This is a genomic window from Leisingera sp. ANG-Vp (assembly GCF_000813725.1).
Taxonomy (GTDB): domain Bacteria; phylum Pseudomonadota; class Alphaproteobacteria; order Rhodobacterales; family Rhodobacteraceae; genus Leisingera.
Genome location: NZ_JWLD01000013.1, coordinates 1 through 17,609 on the forward strand (window position 1 = coordinate 1; position 17,609 = coordinate 17,609).

The 17,609-nt window shown below is 63.3% G+C and carries 23 protein-coding genes; 16 read left to right on the top strand and 7 right to left on the bottom strand.

All coding sequences use genetic code 11. The features are described 5' to 3' along the window. The 5 genes from RA20_RS05420 to RA20_RS05440 form a co-directional block, all read left to right on the top strand. A partial coding sequence (locus RA20_RS05420; protein ID WP_039125442.1) for a peptide deformylase occupies window positions 1-340 on the top strand: 340 nt, incomplete at its 5' end. Window positions 341-504: 164 nt separating this feature from the next. Beyond that, window positions 505-1,410 (top strand): methionyl-tRNA formyltransferase, encoded by a 906-nt coding sequence (fmt, locus tag RA20_RS05425; RefSeq protein ID WP_039125443.1) that lies wholly within the window; start codon window positions 505-507, stop codon window positions 1,408-1,410. Window positions 1,411-1,434: 24 nt separating this feature from the next. Next, on the top strand, window positions 1,435-1,671 hold the full coding sequence (locus RA20_RS05430; protein ID WP_039125445.1) for a hypothetical protein: 237 nt from the start codon (window positions 1,435-1,437) through the stop codon (window positions 1,669-1,671). A gap of 10 nt (window positions 1,672-1,681) precedes the next feature. Beyond that, window positions 1,682-1,918 carry a GlsB/YeaQ/YmgE family stress response membrane protein gene (locus tag RA20_RS05435; RefSeq protein ID WP_039125447.1) on the top strand — a complete coding sequence of 79 codons (237 nt, stop codon included), beginning with the start codon at window positions 1,682-1,684 and terminating at the stop codon, window positions 1,916-1,918. A 130-nt stretch (window positions 1,919-2,048) separates the two neighbouring features. Then, the gene (locus RA20_RS05440) at window positions 2,049-3,038 is read left to right on the top strand and encodes a glycosyltransferase family 2 protein (RefSeq protein ID WP_052248847.1); all 990 of its coding nucleotides are present in this window, start codon (window positions 2,049-2,051) and stop codon (window positions 3,036-3,038) included. Between the two features lie 7 nt (window positions 3,039-3,045). On the opposite strand, the gene RA20_RS05445 is transcribed toward RA20_RS05440, so the two are convergent. From RA20_RS05445 to ispH, 5 genes are all read right to left on the bottom strand, one after another. Next, entirely contained in the window at window positions 3,046-3,669 is a 624-nt protein-coding gene (locus RA20_RS05445; protein WP_039125449.1) for a trimeric intracellular cation channel family protein, read from the bottom strand. Between the two features lie 16 nt (window positions 3,670-3,685). Beyond that, entirely contained in the window at window positions 3,686-4,150 is a 465-nt protein-coding gene (gene rnhA / locus RA20_RS05450; RefSeq protein ID WP_039125451.1) for a ribonuclease HI, read from the bottom strand. Next, complete coding sequence (locus tag RA20_RS05455) at window positions 4,143-4,742, bottom strand: class I SAM-dependent DNA methyltransferase (RefSeq protein WP_039125452.1); 600 nt, start codon at window positions 4,740-4,742, stop codon at window positions 4,143-4,145. The genes rnhA and RA20_RS05455 overlap by 8 nt, the downstream gene beginning before the upstream one ends. 23 nt (window positions 4,743-4,765) lie before the next feature. Beyond that, window positions 4,766-5,380, bottom strand: coding sequence for a LysE family translocator (locus RA20_RS05460; protein ID WP_039125455.1), 615 nt, complete (start codon window positions 5,378-5,380; stop codon window positions 4,766-4,768). A 101-nt stretch (window positions 5,381-5,481) separates the two neighbouring features. Next, a complete protein-coding gene (ispH, locus tag RA20_RS05465; RefSeq protein WP_039125457.1) occupies window positions 5,482-6,432 on the bottom strand; it encodes a 4-hydroxy-3-methylbut-2-enyl diphosphate reductase in 951 nt (316 codons plus the stop codon). Window positions 6,433-6,572: 140 nt separating this feature from the next. Between ispH and RA20_RS05470 the strand changes: the two genes are divergently transcribed. Continuing rightward, a complete protein-coding gene (locus RA20_RS05470) occupies window positions 6,573-7,034 on the top strand; it encodes a c-type cytochrome (RefSeq protein ID WP_039125458.1) in 462 nt (153 codons plus the stop codon). 66 nt (window positions 7,035-7,100) lie between these two features. On the opposite strand, the gene RA20_RS05475 is transcribed toward RA20_RS05470, so the two are convergent. Then, on the bottom strand, window positions 7,101-7,673 hold the full coding sequence (locus RA20_RS05475) for a LabA-like NYN domain-containing protein (RefSeq protein ID WP_039125460.1): 573 nt from the start codon (window positions 7,671-7,673) through the stop codon (window positions 7,101-7,103). A 136-nt stretch (window positions 7,674-7,809) separates the two neighbouring features. Here RA20_RS05475 and folK point away from each other — a divergent pair, with 136 nt between their 5' ends. The 9 genes from folK to rnc all read left to right on the top strand — a co-directional run bounded on the left by folK (window position 7,810) and on the right by rnc (window position 14,983). Further along, window positions 7,810-8,379, top strand: coding sequence for a 2-amino-4-hydroxy-6-hydroxymethyldihydropteridine diphosphokinase (gene folK, locus RA20_RS05480; RefSeq protein WP_039125462.1), 570 nt, complete (start codon window positions 7,810-7,812; stop codon window positions 8,377-8,379). Window positions 8,380-8,472: 93 nt separating this feature from the next. Continuing rightward, entirely contained in the window at window positions 8,473-8,826 is a 354-nt protein-coding gene (gene rpoZ, locus RA20_RS05485; protein WP_039125464.1) for a DNA-directed RNA polymerase subunit omega, read from the top strand. 38 nt (window positions 8,827-8,864) lie between these two features. Next, window positions 8,865-10,997: a RelA/SpoT family protein gene (locus RA20_RS05490; protein WP_039125466.1), complete on the top strand. Its 2,133-nt coding sequence runs from the start codon at window positions 8,865-8,867 to the stop codon at window positions 10,995-10,997. A gap of 67 nt (window positions 10,998-11,064) precedes the next feature. Continuing rightward, complete coding sequence (locus tag RA20_RS05495) at window positions 11,065-11,706, top strand: DUF2062 domain-containing protein (protein ID WP_039125468.1); 642 nt, start codon at window positions 11,065-11,067, stop codon at window positions 11,704-11,706. A 106-nt stretch (window positions 11,707-11,812) separates the two neighbouring features. After that, window positions 11,813-12,559, top strand: a complete 747-nt coding sequence (locus tag RA20_RS05500) for a pyridoxine 5'-phosphate synthase (protein ID WP_039125470.1) — start codon at window positions 11,813-11,815, stop codon at window positions 12,557-12,559. 7 nt (window positions 12,560-12,566) lie between these two features. Beyond that, window positions 12,567-12,986, top strand: a complete 420-nt coding sequence (locus RA20_RS05505) for an ABZJ_00895 family protein (RefSeq protein ID WP_039125472.1) — start codon at window positions 12,567-12,569, stop codon at window positions 12,984-12,986. Beyond that, the gene (gene acpS / locus RA20_RS05510; protein WP_039125474.1) at window positions 12,983-13,414 is read left to right on the top strand and encodes a holo-ACP synthase; all 432 of its coding nucleotides are present in this window, start codon (window positions 12,983-12,985) and stop codon (window positions 13,412-13,414) included. The genes RA20_RS05505 and acpS overlap by 4 nt, the downstream gene beginning before the upstream one ends. Window positions 13,415-13,472: 58 nt before the next feature. Continuing rightward, complete coding sequence (gene lepB / locus RA20_RS05515) at window positions 13,473-14,309, top strand: signal peptidase I (protein WP_039125475.1); 837 nt, start codon at window positions 13,473-13,475, stop codon at window positions 14,307-14,309. Continuing rightward, on the top strand, window positions 14,306-14,983 hold the full coding sequence (gene rnc / locus RA20_RS05520) for a ribonuclease III (protein WP_039125477.1): 678 nt from the start codon (window positions 14,306-14,308) through the stop codon (window positions 14,981-14,983). Before lepB ends, rnc begins: the two co-directional genes overlap by 4 nt. An 80-nt stretch (window positions 14,984-15,063) precedes the next feature. On the opposite strand, the gene RA20_RS05525 is transcribed toward rnc, so the two are convergent. Further along, window positions 15,064-16,446 (bottom strand): multicopper oxidase family protein, encoded by a 1,383-nt coding sequence (locus tag RA20_RS05525; RefSeq protein WP_039125479.1) that lies wholly within the window; start codon window positions 16,444-16,446, stop codon window positions 15,064-15,066. A gap of 202 nt (window positions 16,447-16,648) precedes the next feature. Between RA20_RS05525 and era the strand changes: the two genes are divergently transcribed. Next, entirely contained in the window at window positions 16,649-17,554 is a 906-nt protein-coding gene (gene era / locus RA20_RS05530; RefSeq protein ID WP_039125481.1) for a GTPase Era, read from the top strand. The last annotated feature ends 55 nt before the right edge of the window (window positions 17,555-17,609 follow it).

The window sequence follows — 17,609 nt, forward strand, 5'->3', positions numbered from 1 at the left end:
CGTGATGCTGCGGCTGGCGGTGGTGGATGGCTCCACCGAACGCGGCAAGGCGGTGAAACTTGCCAACCCCGAAATCCTGCATTCTTCGATCGAGCTGCGCGAGCATGACGAGGCGAGCCCCAACCTGCCGGGTGTCTCGGCCAAGATCAAACGGCCGCGGGCGGTCACGGTCCGCTACATCAATGAGCAGGGCATGGTCGACCGGCGCGATTTCGTCGGTATCGAGGCGACCTCGGTGCAGCACCAGATCGACCACCTGAACGGCAGGATGTATTTCGACCGCCTCAGCAAGGTGAAGCGCGACATGCTGATCCGCAAGGCAAAGAAGCTGAACGGCTAAGGCCGGAATTCCATTCCCGGGGCGCTTGCGGCCCGGTTCGCGCCCGGCCCCGCCCCCAGGGCGGGCGCGGAACGCCCCTCCCGGAACCGGGTGCGAACCTGCGCAAAGGCAGGCACGCCCCGCCGGATGTGCGGCAAGGCAGCGGGGCAGGGACGGGAACGCCGATGCGCATCATCTTTATGGGAACCCCCGATTTCTCGGTGCCGGTGCTGGACGCGCTGGTTGCGGCCGGGCACGAGATTGCCGCCGTTTATTGCCAGCCGCCCCGGCCTGCGGGCCGCGGCAAGAAGGACCGTCCCACCCCCGTCCACGCCCGCGCCGCGGCCTTGGGGCTGGAGGTGCGCCACCCGGTGTCGCTGAAAGGGGCGGAGGAGCAGACGGCCTTTGCGGCTCTGAACGCGGATGTTGCCGTGGTCGTGGCTTACGGTCTGATTCTGCCGCAGGCAGTGTTGGACGCGCCCGCGCAGGGCTGTTTGAACATCCACGCAAGCCTGCTGCCGCGCTGGCGCGGCGCCGCACCGATCCACCGGGCGATCATGGCGGGCGACGCAGAAACTGGTGTCTGCATCATGCAGATGGAGGCCGGGCTGGATACCGGTCCGGTGCTGCTGCGCGGGGCCACTGCGATTGGTCCTGAGGAAACCACCGCCCAGCTGCATGACCGGCTGTCGGACATGGGCGCCGCTCTGATCGTCGAAGCCTTGGCCCGCCTGGCGGAGCTGGAGCCGGAGAACCAGCCCGAAGACGGCGTCCTCTACGCCGAAAAGATCGACAAGGCAGAGGCGCAGATCGACTGGTCCCAGCCAGCTGCAGAGGTCGACCGCAAGATTCGCGGCCTGTCGCCTTTCCCCGGCGCCTGGTGCGAGGCGGAAGGCCAGCGGGTGAAGCTGCTGGCGTCACGGCTGGCAGAAGGGCAGGGCGTGCCTGGGGAAGTGCTGGACGATGCATTGACGGTTGCATGCGGCGAAGGGGCCGTTCGACTGCTTCGCTTGCAAAGGGCGGGCAAAAGCGCGCAGGATCCGGATGTGTTCCTGCGCGGCTTCCCGCTTCCCAAGGGCAGCCGCCTGTAATCCGACGAAAACCGGAGACGCGTGATGATCCTGACCTTGATGGGCACCGTGGTGATTGCCGGCATTGTCGGCTATGCGGCCGAGCGCAGCGGCTTCACCAGCAACGGCTATGTGCAGTCGATCATCATTTGCACCGGGGGGGCGTTCCTGTTCTTCTTTGTGCGGCTGATGTTCGGCATTGGCTTCAGTGCACCGGGCTGGAACGCCATCGCGTCCTCGATCGGAGCGCTGGTGATCGTGCCAACCCATTGGCGCAGATAGGGAGGTTCCCGTGCCCATTATTGCCCTGATCATCATCGGCGCCGCGGCCGGCTTTCTGGCGACCCGCCTGATGCGGTTGAACACTGACATCATCACCACGGTCTGCATCGGCATGGCGGGCGCGCTCATTGGCGGGCTGGTGCTGCGGTTTCTGCTGACTGTGATGGGGTTCATGGCCGGCTTTATTGGCGCGGTGCTGGGGGCTTTGCTGCTGATCTGGCTGTGGCAGCGCTACTTCGGCAAATAAGCCGGGTTGCGGCGCAAGGGCCACAGCTTGCAGGAGAAGGCATAATTTCTGCTGCACCGCACCGCTGAATGGTTAAGATTGCGTTAACGACCGCAAAAGCGGCGGACCCAGAGGCAGAGAGCATTTGCAGATGACACAGGACAGCACCCGGCAGGGCGCGCCGAAAGTGGTGGTTGTGACCACCATGAAGGATGAAGGCGCCTACATTCTCGATTGGATCAGCCATTACAAGGCACTGGGTGTCAGCGATTTTGTCATTTTCACCAACGACTGCTCGGATCCGACCGATCATATCTTGCGCTGTTTGAACCGGCTGCGGGTGGTCGAGCACCGCTTCAACCGGGTGATGCGGCGGGGGCCGCATAAAAGCGCGCTGATGTGGGCAGGCTATGAGCCGACGGTGGCCGAGGCGGATTGGGTTCTGGTCATCGATGTCGACGAATACCTGCAGATCAATTCCGGCGACGGCACACTGCCGGGGCTGCTGGCAGATCGGGCGGACGCGGATGCGGTCTCCTTTGTGTGGCGGATTTTCGGCAATGATGGCGTGGCACAGGTGGACCACCCGCCGGTGCCGCAGGCTTTTACCAGGGCTGAACCGGAGGCAGGCGCACCGGACGAGCACCGCTTCTTCAAGACCGCCTACCGTAACAACGGAAAGTTTGACCGGATGGGGGTGCACCGCCCGTTCCTTGCGGTGCCGCCGCAAGAGGTGAACTGGCAGCTGGCGGATGGAACCCGGCTGCCGGAGGAGGAACTGGAAGGAGCGCTTTATGTGCGCGGCAGCTACGGCTATCCGGCAGCGCAGCTCAACCATTATGCCCTGCGGTCGCGCGACGGCTTCCTGAACAAAAAAGCCCGGGGGCGGGCCAACCATTTCACCTCCTCAATAGAGCCCGGCTATTGGCACAAGTTCAACCGGAACGAGGAAGAGGACCGGCGGCTGGCGGATCATTTCGAGGCGGCGCTGGCGATCAAGGAAGACCTGCTGAAGGACGAGGCGCTGCGCGAGCATCACGAAACCGCGCTGGGCTGGCACCGCCGCAAGGGCCGCAAGGCGCGGATCAGCCAGGAGGGGCAGGAGTTCCTCAGGCAGCTGAAGCTAAGCGACACCGTCTGAGCCCGGCTCAGCTGCGCGGCGGGCGGCTCTTGTAGACCGGGAGATGCCAGCCGAACAGGATGGAACCAGCCCGCAAGCTCCAGCACACCGCGGCACAGGCGGACAGGGCCAGGCCCAGTTCCAGTCCTGCGCCGATGGCCGCCACCGCGGTGATGGCGCCTGCCATGGCGCAGGAGATGTAGAGCTCTCCCTGCTTCAGCACCAAAGGCACCTCGTTGCAGACCACATCGCGCATCAGCCCGCCCAGGGTACCGGTGGCCATGCCCATCAGCACGGTGATCACCGGCGGGCTGCCGAGCGCAATTGCTGCGCCTGTCCCTGCGGGGACAGCCACGGATAATGCAAAACTGTCGAGCCAGACGACCCAGCGCAGCCGGCTCTCCAGCAGATGCGCGGTGAAGAACACCGCCACCGCGGCGCTGGCGGCCAGCAGGATGTAGTCCGGGTTGCCGATCCAGAACACCGGGTTGCGGTCCAAAAGCAGATCGCGCACGGTGCCGCCGCCAAGCGCGGTGAGGCAGGCGACAAAGGCAAAGCCGACAATATCGAGCTGCGCCCGGCTGGCGACCAGTGCTCCGGTCAGTGCAAAGACCAGCACCGAGGCATAATCCAGCAGCATCAGGAAGGTCATCCGTGCGCCTCACGCATCAGGCGCTTTTCTTCTTTTTGAAAGGGGCCATGCCGGCCCGGGCCAGCTCGTCGGCGCGCTCGTTTTCCGGGTGGCCTGCGTGGCCTTTGACCCATTCCCAGGTCACTTTGTGGCGGGCCTGCGCCTGGTCCAGCCGCTGCCACAGCTCGACGTTCTTGACCGGCTTCTTGTTGGAGGTTTTCCAGCCGTTTTTCTTCCAGCCGAAGATCCAGCCGGTGACGCCGTTCTTCACATAGGCCGAGTCGGTGACCACGGTGATCACCGAGGGCCGCGCCAGGCTTTCCAGCGCGTTGATAGCGGCCAAGAGCTCCATCCGGTTGTTGGTGGTCTCTGCCTCGCCGCCCTGCAGTTCTTTTTCTTTTACGATGGTTTCACCATCCATGGCGCGCAAGAGCACACCCCAGCCGCCAGGGCCGGGATTGCCGGAGCAAGCGCCGTCGGTATAAGCAAATAAGTCAGGCATGCGCCGTCAGTACTATGAACTCTTCGTCGGTGCCAGCCAGTCCTTTGCCTTTTCCGCAGCGGCTGCCGAGAACGGTGAAACCGGCGGTTTCGAGATGCCCGCGCAGCTCCTCTTCGCTGTGGTAGGCATAGAACCGGCCCAGCCCGTCGCGGCCTTCGCCCTCTCCCAGCTTCATCGCCAGGCACAGAGTGCCGCCGGGGATCAGCGCCCGGTGCACCGCCGACAGGTGGACCGGCAGCTCGGCGCGGGGCACATGCAGCAGGCTGAAATAGGCCCATATGCCGTCAAAGACCGCTTCTGCATCCAGGGCGTGGAAGCCTGCGACGATGACATCGATCCCGTGGGTGTCGCGGGCCATGTCGGCCATTTCCTGCGAGGCATCCAGCGCGGCAACACGGTAGCCTGCGTCCCGGAAACGGGCGGCCCACTGGCCGGGGCCGCAGCCCAGATCCAGCAGGGTGCCGTTTTCGGGAAGCCGGGCGGTCATGGCAAGGAAGTCAGCCTCTTCCCCTGCGTCCATGCCGCCGGCAAAGCGCTGAGCGTATTCCGCTGCTTGATCGTCATAGACGCCGATTGTTCTGTCATCGCTCATTTGATCATCTCCAAGCCGTCAATTCAGGCGCGTTCGAGGGCAAGCCGGGCGGCAAGGCCTGCAAACACGGCGGCAAAACCGCGGTTCATCCATTTGAGAACCCGCTCGCTCGTCAGAAGATAGCTGCGGGCCTGGGCGGCAAACAGCCCGTACAGGACAAAGATGGCAAAGGTCATCACCATGAACACGAGGCCCAGAACGGACATCTCCAGCGTGGCGCTAGCAGGGTTGCCGCTCAAGAAAGGCGGCAGCAGCGCCAGGAAGAACACCGACAGCTTGGGGTTCAGGATGTTGATCAGCGCCCCGCGCCAGGCGATTTTCCAACCGGGCTGGCTGGTGCGTTTGGAGGTTACTGCCAGCGCGCCGCCACTGCGCAGTGCCTGCCAGGCGAGGTACAGCAGATAGGCTACGCCGGCTGCCTTGACGATCTGGAACAGCAGGGCGGAGCTGTGCAGCACAGCCGCCAGCCCCAGCGCGGCTGCGGCCAGATGCGGAAGGATGCCGATGGTGCAGCCAAGCGCCGCCCAGATTGCGGCGCGCCAGCCTTGGCCGAGCCCCAAGGCCAGCGTGTAGATGACGCCGGTGCCGGGGGCGAGGACGACGACAAAAGCGGTAATAAGAAAGTGAAGGGTAATCATGAATACGGCTCCAGAAAAAAGTCGGAATGCTGTCGCGCAACATGATTAGCCTGCACCAGCGGCGCAAACTGTGAAACCCTTCTCTTAACTTGAATGTTTGTTTAGGCGGGCACGCGCAGGACGCGGGGCACCTTGAACTCCACGGTTTCGACGGCGGTTTCCACGGTTTCGACAGTTACGTCATACCGTTTGCGGAAGGCGTCGATCACCTCATTGACCAGCAGCTCCGGGGCCGAGGCACCGGCGGTGATGGCGACCGAGCGGATACCTTCCAGCGCGCGCCAGTCGATGTTTTCCGCACGCTGCACCAACTGGGCGTAATCGCAGCCGTTTTTGGCGCCGACCTCAACCAGGCGGCGGGAGTTGGAGGAGTTCGGCGCGCCGACCACCAGCAGGGCATCGGCCTTCGGCGCCACCGATTTCACCGCTTCCTGGCGGTTGGTGGTGGCATAGCAGATGTCTTCCTTGTGCGGGCCGGTGATGCTGGGGAAACGCGCTTCCAGCGCCGCAACGATGCCTTTGGTGTCATCCACCGACAGGGTGGTCTGGGTGACATAAGCCAGCTGCTCGGGGTCGCGCACCTCGACCGTGGCCACATCCTCGACGGTTTCCACCAGCAGCACCTCGCCGTCGGGCAGCTGACCCATGGTGCCGATGGTCTCGGGATGGCCCTTGTGGCCGATCATGATCATCTGCAGGCCCGCCTCGGCGTGGCGCTGGGCCTCGATATGCACCTTGGAGACCAGCGGGCAGGTGGCATCCACATAGACCATTTCACGTGCCTCGGCGGCAGCGGGAACCGATTTCGGCACCCCGTGGGCGGAGAAGATCACCGGCCGGTCATCGGGACATTCGTCCAGCTCCTCGACAAAAACCGCGCCCTTGTCCCGCAGGCTGTCAACCACGAATTTGTTGTGCACGATCTCATGGCGCACATAGACCGGCGCGCCCCATTTCTCGATCGCCATCTCGACGATTTTGATGGCGCGGTCGACTCCGGCGCAGAAGCCGCGCGGGGCAGCGAGGTAGAGGGTCAGATCTGGCTTGGTCATTGGCGTCTCCTTGCGCAGCAGAGGTAAGCGGTCCGGGCGCCAAGGTCTAGGGCCAGATGGACCTCACGGATTTGTGATTGGAGCTTCCTGCGGAGGAAGGCGGCAGAGAGCAGCGGGATGGAACAGCAAGAGAGGCAGGCATGAAGTGGGTGATTGGCGGCGCAGCCGTTGTGGTTCTGGCAGGCGCAGCAGGGTACTGGCTGGCCGGATCGGATGTGCGGGCGGCGGGTGTTCTGCCCTATCAGGATCCGGAGGCCGTAAAGGCCGGTGCGGAAATCTACCAGGACTATTGTGCCAGCTGCCATGGGGCGGCATTGCAGGGAGAGCCCAATTGGCAGCAGCGGGATGCCGAGGGCTATCTGCCTGCACCGCCGCATGATGCAAGCGGCCATACCTGGCATCACCCGGACGCACAGCTTCTGGCGATCACCAAATACGGGGTAGCGCCTTTGGCGGGTGATGGCTACCGCAGCCGCATGGGCGGTTACGAGGGTGTGCTGAGCGAAGAAGAGATGCTGGCGGTGCTGGCCTATATCAAAAGCAGCTGGCCGCCAGAGGTCATCATCCGCCACAATCAGATCAATGCCCGGGCGGACGGGTAGTCTTGATTAAACAGGCGCCTCCCCATCAGGCGCCTGTTTTTGTTTTTTGCAGAACGCGTGCTGTGGTCAGCCGTGCGCGGCAGTGGTCGCCGAGCGCGGTTCGCTCTGCTCGCGCGGCGGGCGGCCGATCACGTCGCGCAGCTCTTCCAGCTCGATGAAATTGTCGGCCTGGCGGCGCAGGTCGTCAGAGATCATCGGCGGCTGGCTGCGGATGGTCGAAACCACCGAAACGCGCACGCCCTGGCGCTGCAGGCTTGCAATCAGCGGGCGGAAATCCCCATCGCCCGAGAACAGCACGATATGGTCGACCCGCGGTGCCAGCTCCATGGCATCGACGGTAAGCTCGATGTCCATATTGCCCTTCACTTTGCGGCGGCCCATGCTGTCGGTGTACTCCTTGGCCGGCTTGGTGACCATGGTGAACCCGTTGTAATGCAGCCAGTCCACCAGCGGCCGGATCGGCGAATACTCGTCATTCTCCAGCAGGGCGGTGTAATAGAAGGCCCGCAGCAGCTTGCCGCGGCGCATGAATTCCTGCCGCAACAGCTTGTAGTCGATGTCGAAACCCAACGCCTTGGCCGCGGCGTAAAGATTCGAACCGTCTATGAACAGCGCAAGCCGTTCGTCTTTGTAAAACATCAAATGTTCCTTCCGGTATATCCGCCTCGGCCATTGTTCCGTGAGTGAATGCTTGAAATCGGCGAAACGGGTGGACTTAATGTAAGTTATTTGTCATCTGCCGCAAGTATACTGCCATTCTGAAACAGGGTCAAAAATGGCCGCAAACCGGAAAATGTCGCTTATCGCACTGGGCGGCAACCTGCCAGTTGACGCTAATGCGCCTCAAGTTACGCTGTCAAAGGCAATTTCTGCCTTGCAGTCGGATGACGTCATCCTGCGCAGCGTGTCGCGTTTTTACCAAACACCCTGCTTTCCGGCGGGGGCCGGGCCCGATTATGTGAACGCGGCCGTGGCAGTGGAAACCACGCTCTCTGCAGGCGCGCTGCTGGCCCGCCTGCATGAGGTTGAGGCCGCGTTTGCCCGGGTGCGTGACCAGCGCTGGGCAGGGCGCACGCTGGACCTGGATCTGCTGGATTACGGCGCTGCCGTGCTGCCGGACGCCGAGGGGTTTGCCCGCTGGCACGGGCTGCCGCTGGAGCAGCAAATGCAGGAGGCGCCGGGGCAGCTGATCCTGCCGCATCCGCGTATCCAGGACCGCGCCTTTGTGCTGGTGCCGCTGAACGATATCGCGCCGCGCTGGAGCCACCCGGTGCTGCAGAAAACCGTATCGGAAATGCTGGCGGATCTGCCGGAACAGGAAGTGGCGGAAGTAAAGCCGCTGTAACCCGTCCAATGCGGCGTTTTCCGCCCTTGTCAAGAGAAAGATATGGGCGTAAATGTCTGCCTTCTGGACCCGGAATGAATTGGAGAGTCGCTCATGGCCCGCGTGACGGTTGAAGATTGCGTAGACAAGGTGCCCAACCGCTTTGAGCTGGTGATGCTGGCAGCACACCGCGCCCGCGAGATTTCGGCAGGTGCGCCGATCACCGTTGAGCGTGACAACGACAAGAACCCGGTCGTGTCCCTGCGCGAGATCGCAGATGAGACCCAAAGCGCCGATGATCTGCGCGAGCGTCTGATCGAGAGCAACCAGACCCAGATCGAAGTCGACGAGCCGGAAGAAGATTCCATGGCTCTGCTGATGGGTGCGGACGGCGACAAACCCGCTGAAGACGATATGTCGGAAGAGAAACTGCTGCGCGCACTGATGGAGGCCCAGGGCCAGGGCTGAGGCGCGCGCCTATAGAATTTTGAGGCTGCGGACCGGACATGATTTCCCCTGACGACCTGATTGCTCTGGTCCGCAACTACAATCCCAAGACCAATGCGGACAGGATCGCCGAAGCTTATGACTTTGGCGAGCAGATGCATGACGGGCAATTCCGCCACTCGGGCGAGCCCTATTTTACGCATCCGGTGGCAGTTGCCGCGATCCTGACTGAACAGCGCCTGGATGATGCAACCATCATCACCGCGCTGCTGCACGACACCATCGAAGACACCAAAGCCTCCTATGAGGAGGTCGAGCGCCGTTTCGGCGGCGAAGTGGCGATGCTGGTCGATGGCGTCACCAAGCTGACCAACTTGCAGCTCTCCAGCCGCGAGACCAAGCAGGCAGAGAACTTCCGCAAGCTGTTCATGGCGATGTCCAAGGACCTCCGGGTGATCCTGGTGAAGCTTGCCGACCGTCTGCACAACATGCGCACCATCAAGGCGATGCGTCCGGAAAAGCAGGCCCAGAAGGCGCGCGAGACCATGGATATCTATGCGCCGCTGGCGGGCCGCATGGGGATGCAGTGGATGCGGGAAGAGCTGGAGGATCTGGCCTTCCGCGTGCTGAACGCCGAGGGGCGCCAGTCGATCATCCGCCGCTTTGTCACCCTGCAGCGCGAAACCGGCGACGTGATCCACCGGATCACCGGCGACATGCGCGGCGAGCTGGAAAAGGCCGGGATCGAAGCCGAGGTATTCGGCCGCGCCAAAAAGCCCTATTCGATCTGGCGCAAGATGCAGGCCAAGGACCAGGGCTTTTCGCGGCTGTCCGATATCTACGGCTTCCGGGTGATCACCCTCTCTGAGGAAGACGCCTACCGGGCGCTGGGCGCGATTCACCAGCGCTGGCGCGCGGTGCCGGGCCGGTTCAAGGATTACATCAGCCAGCCGAAATCGAACGGCTACCGCTCGATCCACACCACGGTGTCGGGCCGCGACGGTAAGCGGGTGGAGGTGCAGATCCGCACCCGCCAGATGCATGATGTGGCGGAAACCGGGGTTGCGGCGCATTGGTCCTACCGGGACGGTGTGCGTTCGGAAAACCCCTTTGCGGTTGATCCGGCCAAATGGATCGCCTCGCTGACCGAACAGTTCGACGCCGAGGACGACCACGACGAATTCCTCGAGGCTGTGAAGCTCGAGATGTACTCGGACCAGGTGTTCTGCTTTACCCCCAAGGGCGACGTGATCAAGCTGCCTAAAGGCGCAACACCGATCGATTTTGCCTATGCTATCCACACCCGTATCGGCAGCTCCTGCGTGGGGGCCAAGGTGGACGGCATCCGGGTGCCTTTGTGGACCCGGCTCAGGAATGGCCAATCCGTGGACGTCATCACCGCCGAAGGCCAGACCCCGCAGGTGAGCTGGCTGGAGATCGCCACTACCGGCAAGGCCCGTACCGCCATCCGCCGGAGCTTACGCGAGGCGGACCGGGCGCGGTTTGTGAAACTTGGGCACGAGCTGGCGCGCTCGGCCTTTGAACACGTCGGCAAAAAGGCGACTGACAAGGCACTGGAAACCGCCGCCCGCGCCCTGCGGGCCAGCGGCGTGGATGAGCTGCTGGCGCGGCTGGGCGCGGCCGAGATCACCGCGCATGACGTGGTGCAATCTGTCTACCCTGAGCTGACTTCGGGCGATGGCGACGAGATCTCGCCGCGCCGGGCCGTGATCGGCCTGGAGCCTGGGCAAAGCTTTGAGCGCGCGCCCTGCTGTCAGCCGCTGCCGGGCGAGCGCATCATCGGCATCACCTACCGCGGCCGCGGGGTGGTGGTGCATGCGGCCGACTGCGACCGGCTGGGCGAGTTTGAAGACCAGGTGGAGCGCTGGGTTGATGTGCAGTGGCACAGCGGCACCCACCCGGCGGCATATGGCACGACGCTGGAGCTGACCATCGGCAATGACGCCGGTGTGCTGGGACGCATTTGCACGTTGATCGGCGAGAAAAAGGCCAATATTTCGGATCTGGAATTTGTCGACAGGAAACCAGACTTTTACCGGCTTATGATCAATGTGGAACTGCGGGATGTGGAGCAGCTGCACTCGCTGATGCTGACGCTTGAAGCCGAAAGCGATGTTGCCGCGGTGGCGCGGTTCCGGGAACGGCCGGAAGAGCGCCATTTCCCGGGGTGAGCCGCTGACATCTTAAAGCGGGAATTGAGCCGGGCACTGGGCCGGAAACTGGGAAGGACGCACAGCTTTGGTATTCAGGCGCCGGGACAGACGTCCGCCCCTCCGGGCGCTGGCAGACTTCCTCTGGCCGCGCGGCGGCTGGGGAAGGGCGTTTCTCTATGTAAAGCACCGGGTGCGCCGCCTTCCCGATTCGCCTGAACGCATCGCCCGCGGCATTTGGGCCGGCGTCTTCACCACCTTCACCCCGTTCTACGGCCTGCATTTCCTGGTGGCGGCGCTCATCGCCCGGGTGATGAACGGCAACATTCTCGCCTCGCTCAGCGCCACCTTCTTTGGCAACCCGCTGACCTATGTGCCGATCGGGGTGGCGTCGCTGCAGACCGGTCACTGGCTTTTGGGGACCGAGTTCGACGAGAAGGTCGACAAGTCCCTGGTGGGCAAGTTCATGGATGCGGGCAAGGACCTGAAGGACAACCTGTTTGCCCTGTTCATGGATCAGCCTGCCGATTGGCAAGGGCTGCACCTGTTCTACAACGAGGTGTTCTATCCCTATATGATCGGCGGCGTCATTCCCGGGATCATTTCGGCCACCGTGTGCTATGTGCTGAGCCTGCCGGCGATCCGGTTTTATCAGCAGCGCCGCCGGGCCAAGATCAAGGCCAAGTTCGAAGCGATCAAGCAGCGCGCGGATGTTGGCACCGGCTCCTGACCGCATCAGAAGTATTGTACCAAATTCCGCCTGCAGGCTTGCTCTGGCCAGCGGCCTGTCTAGTCTTGGGTTAAGCCTTTGACTTCAGACGGATGAGACAGCTTACATGACACAGAACCAACTGCGGCTGGGTGTGAACATCGATCATGTCGCCACCGTGCGCAACGCCCGCGGCGGCGCCTATCCGGACCCGATCCGGGCGGCAAAGCTGGCCGAGGAAGCCGGCGCCGACGGCATCACTGCCCACTTGCGCGAAGACCGCCGCCATATCACCGATGCCGACATCGACGGGCTGATGGAGGCGCTGACGGTGCCGCTGAACTTTGAGATGGCGGCAACAGAAGAAATGCAGAAGATCGCCCTGCGCCACAAGCCGCACGCGGTGTGCATCGTGCCTGAAAAGCGCGAGGAGCGTACCACCGAGGGCGGGCTGGAAGTGGCCCGCGAGGAGAACCGCCTCGCGCACTACATAGCGCCGCTGCGGGATGCGGGCTGCCGGGTGTCGATTTTCATTGCAGCGGACAAGAAGCAGATCGAGGCCGCGCACCGCATCGGCGCCGAAGTGATTGAGCTGCACACCGGCGCCTATTGCGATTTCCATGCCGAGGGCAGTTTTGCCGAGCGCGACCGGGAACTGGAAGCGCTGCGGGAGATGTCGGCCTATGCGCATTCACTGGGGCTGGAGGTTCACGCAGGCCACGGGCTGACCTATGATACGGTACAGCCGGTTGCGGCCTTTCCTGAGGTGAAGGAGCTGAACATCGGTCATTTCCTGATCGGCGAGGCGGTTTTCCGCGGGCTGACACCGGCGGTGCAGGAAATGCGCCGGCTGATGGATGAAGCGCGGGGGTAAGTCTGCAATGCAAGTCAATTTGATCCGCTACGGGCTGATCTGGATGGCGGCCTCGGTCGGGATGATGCTGCTTGGCCTGCTGCTGGCGCAGTTCGGGGTCGGCATGCCGGCCGGGCTGGCCACTGTGCTGCCGCCGATGGTGGCATCGGTGATGGAAGGCATGCGCATTGCCGAGGCGACCCGGGAGCCCTTGCAGGGCAAGGAGGCCTGGACCAATGCCGCGGCGATGACCGGCGTGGTTGCCGTTCTGACCATCATTCAGCTGCCGCTCTACTGGAACAACCCGGTGATTGCAGAGGCTCGGCAGACAATTCCGTTGCTGTTCCTTGCAGGCATCTTTGTCCTGCTGCTGGCGGTGATCCTGATGATCAACCGCCTGTTCCTGGGCCATGGCATCAAACTGGGGCTGAAGCGGCTGGAAGAATGATCCTGGGGGTTGGAACCGATCTCGCCAATATCGAGCGCATCCAGCGCACACTGGACCGCTTTGGCGACCGGTTCCGCAACCGGGTGTTTACCGACATCGAACAGCGCAAGGCCGAGCGGCGCCGTGACGTGGCAGGCACCTACGCCAAGCGCTGGGCCGCCAAGGAGGCCTGCTCCAAGGCGCTGGGCACCGGCTTGCGGATGGGGATTGCCTGGAAGGACATGGCGGTCTCAAACCTGCGCAGCGGCCAGCCGGTGATGCATGTGACCGGCTGGGCTGCCGAGCGGCTGCGCGAGATGACCCCGCCCGGCCATGAGGCGGTGATCCATGTGACATTGACCGATGATCACCCCTGGGCGCAGGCCTTTGTGGTGATCGAAGCGCGCCCCGTGGCCGCGGACACAGCGGAAATTCCTTCGGGAACTTGACTTGCCTTCTTCAGGCCCGCATGTAGCCCCGGACCCTGTTTCCAAACCGGAGAGCCTGATGACGGCCAAAGCAAAGACCGGCAGTTCGATTGTCGAGACCATCAAGACAATCGTCTATGCGCTGCTGATCGCCGGTATCTTCCGCACCCTGTTCTTCCAGCCGTTCTGGATCCCCTCCGGTTCGATGAAGGAAACCCTGCTGATCGGGGATTTCCTGTTCGTGAACAAAATGGCCTATGGCTATTCCTATGCCTCCTGCCCCAGCGTGCGTATTCCTGCTGTGGGGCTGAATATCGACGCCAAGGATATCTGCGGCTTCCTGGACGGCGACAACACCCGCCTCCTGGGCAGCGAGCCCGAGCGCGGCGATGTGGTGGTGTTCCGCCATCCGGTCAACGGCAACGACTTCATCAAGCGTCTGGTCGGCCTGCCCGGCGACAAGATCCAGATGAAAAACGGCGTATTGTTCATCAACGGCGAAGCGGTCAAGCGCGAAGATGCAGGCCAGTTCGAAGAAGTGATGGAACGGCAGGGGCCTCAGGGCTCTTTCCCGCGCTGTGAAAACGCGCCGGTGGGCCGGGGTGCGGTCTGCAAGAAATCCCGGACCAAAGAAACCTTGCCGGGCGGCAACGAGCACATCGTGCTGAACATCACCAACCAGGGCATGGACCACACCGGCGTCTATCAGGTGCCGGACGGGCATTTCTTCTTCATGGGCGACAACCGCGACAACTCCTCGGACAGCCGCCTGCCGCAGTCGGCGGGCGGGGTCGGCTTTGTGCCGTTTGAAAACCTCATTGGCCGCGCTGACCGGATCATGTTCTCCTCTGCCGGGCGCTCGATGCTCTACTTCTGGACCTGGCGCGGCGACCGTTTCTTCAAGGGGATCCAGTGAAACTGTCCAAGGAACTGCGCGCGTTCGAGGAACGGATCGGGCACCGGTTCAACCGGCCCGACCTGCTGCAGCGTGCCGTGACCCATGCGTCGGTGTCCTCGCCCAACCGCAAGGACAACCAGCGGCTGGAGTTCCTGGGCGACCGGGTGCTGGGGCTGGTGATGGCCACCGCGCTTTTGGAGCATGACAAGGCCGCGACCGAAGGCCAGCTGGCGCCGCGCTTCAACGCGCTGGTGCGCAAGGAGGCCTGCGCTGATGTTGCCAAGGAAATCGACCTGGGTGCGGTGCTGAAGCTGGGCCGCTCCGAAATGATGTCCGGCGGGCGGCGCAAGCAGGCGCTCTTGGGCGATGCGATGGAGGCGGTGATTGCCGCGGTCTACAAGGACGCGGGTTTTGATGCCGCGGCAGAGATGATCCTGCGCCTCTGGGGCAGCCGTATCCATCAGGTTGAGACCGACGCGCGCGACGCCAAGACCTCGCTGCAGGAATGGGCCCAGGCGCGCGGCCAGAAAGTGCCGGTTTATGCCGAGGTCTCCCGCAGCGGCCCGGACCACGCGCCGGTCTTCACCATCGCGGTGCGCTTGCAGGATGGCACCGAGGCACAGGCTACCGCAGGTTCCAAGCGGCAAGCCGAGCAGGCCGCAGCCAAGGCGCTGCTGGCACAGCTGGGCTAGAGTATTCAGCGAAACGGATTCGCCCGGCGAAACGCCGGGCAGATAGTTTCGATGTCAGTAGCAGGCGGGTACATAGGTTCTCAAGTCACCCGGATATAGCCCGCCAGCCCGGTCTTCTGATGCTCGATCACATGGCAATGGAAGGCCCAGTCGCCCGGGTTATCGGCCACCAGCGCAATTTCTGCCACTTCGTCCTTCAGCAGCAGCATGGTGTCAGTGACCAGCGGCGGCAGCTTGCGCAGGTTCGAGCGGATCGGGACGAAGGCCAGCCCGTGCAGGTGGATCGGGTGCAGGTTCGGCGACTCGTTCCTCAGCCGCAGCACATAGCTCTTGCCGCGCTCCAGCACGGCCAGCGGTCCGGTGCCCTTGGCGGCATCTCCGGCCCAGGGTGTTCGGTTGATCGACCAGAAGCTATAGCCCATCGAGCCGCAGTAGCCGTCGTTGGGGGCATCTCCCTCGGGTGTCCAGCCGAACACGAAATCATGCACTTCGGCAGAGGAGAGGTCCGGCCGGGAAAACGGGTTGGCTGGCAGCGGCTTCAGCTCAGCCAGGTCCCGTGCCAGGTCCGCACCAATTGCCCGCAGCTGCGCCATGGTGCGGGTGGGCTGGCCCGGTAGCTCCGCCAGCAGGTCCGCGGTCTGGCCTTCGCCCGCAGGCATCTGCACCGCAAAATCCACCCGCTGGCCGGGGCCGACCAACAGCGGTTCGCCGGCAGAGGGCAGAGGCAGTTCCATTTCAACCGGATGCCCGTCCCAGGCAATGATGCGGGCCTGACCGGTGCTGAGATGCAGCTTGTAGATCCGGGTAGTGTCGGTGTTGACCACGCGCAGCCGCACCAGCCCGCCGGCCGGGTAGTCATAAACCGGGACTTGCAGCCAGTTTGCGGTCAGCACATTGCCATGGGTGCCGCCCCGCGCGGCCCCGCGCGCGGTGTAATAGGGCAGGAAGGCACCGTCGGCGTCCAGCCGGAAATCGCGCAGGTTGACCACCTGATCGCCGTCGAAACCGGGGTCTTCGGCTTCCTTGATCACCATTACCCCTGTCAGCCCATGCGCCATCTGCGCCATAGTCATGCAGTGCGGGTGATACCAGTATGTGCCGGCATCGGGCGGCGTGAACGTGTAATCAAAACTCTCGCCGCCTGCGATCGGCATCTGGGTCAGGTAGGGCACCCCGTCCATGCGGTTCGCAATCCGCAGCCCGTGCCAGTGCATAGCGGTATAATCCGGCGTCCGATTGGTCACCCGCAAATGCATGGGCTTGCCCTGCTCGCCGAACAGAACCTGTGGCGGTGCGTCAGGCGACAGGCTCACCATGCCTTTGGTCGGCTTGTCCCGGAACGTGAAGCTGGCAGATTGCAGCGTCAGCTCCTGCGTATGCGTTGCGCTGGCTATCCCCCAGCCTGACGCGCCCAAGCTGGCGCCTGCTGCAGCGGTCCCAAGCAGAAAATCACGACGGTTCATCACAGGCCTCCGGTATGGGTGCGGGTTCGAAAGGCCTGGCTTGCGAACTGGCTCGGCGCTGCGGTTGTCACACGGGACCTGCCACAGGTCTTTGACATAGGGCAAGCCTGTGCGACGCTGCACGGAACGCCCGGGAAAACAGCTCTGGCCCCTGTGGGTAAAATCCTGTAGGGGGTCTGCTCTGCAAACAGGACCAGTACCCATGACCACACGCGCCGGATTCATTGCCCTGATCGGAGAGCCCAACGCGGGCAAATCGACCCTTCTGAACCGCATGGTCGGGGCCAAGGTCTCGATTGTGACCCACAAGGTGCAGACCACCCGTGCCCGTATCCGCGGCGTGGCGATGGAGGGCGACGCGCAGCTGGTATTTGTCGACACTCCCGGCCTGTTCAAACCCCGCCGCCGCCTGGACCGCGCCATGGTTGCGGCCGCCTGGGGCGGCGCTGCGGATGCCGATGTTGTGGTGCTGATGGTCGAGGCGCACCGGGGCATCACCGAAGGCGTCGAAAAGATCCTGGAAGGGCTGGAGGAAATCGGCGAGGGCCGCACCGTGGCGCTGGCGATCAACAAGATCGACAAGGTGCCATCGGAGAAGTTGCTGGGTCTTACGCAGGATCTGAACGGCCGCTATGGATTTGCCGAAACCTTCATGATTTCAGCAGAGCGCGGCCACGGGGTTGGTGACCTGCGCCAGTGGCTGGCAGGCAAGCTGCCGGAAAGCCCCTGGCTCTACCCCGAAGACCAGATCGCAGACCTGCCGATGCGGATGATCGCGGCCGAGATGACGCGCGAGAAACTCACCCTGCGCCTGCATCAGGAACTGCCCTACCAGCTGACCGTAGAGACGGAAAAGTGGGAAGAGCGCAAAGACGGCTCTGCCCGTGTGGATCAGCTGATCTATGTGATGCGCGACGGCCACAAGGGCATTGTTCTGGGAAAACGCGGTGAGACTATCAAGGCTGTTTCCCAGGCCGCCCGTGCCGAGCTGGAAGAGTTCCTTGGCCGCAAGGTGCATCTGTTCCTGCAGGTTAAGGTGCGCCCGAACTGGCTGGAAGAGGCGGAGCGCTACTCCGAAATGGGCCTCGACTTCAAAGACGGCAATTGAGGCAGGTCTCGTGCCTTTCACCTTTCTGAAAATACTCCCGCCGGAGGCTCCGGCT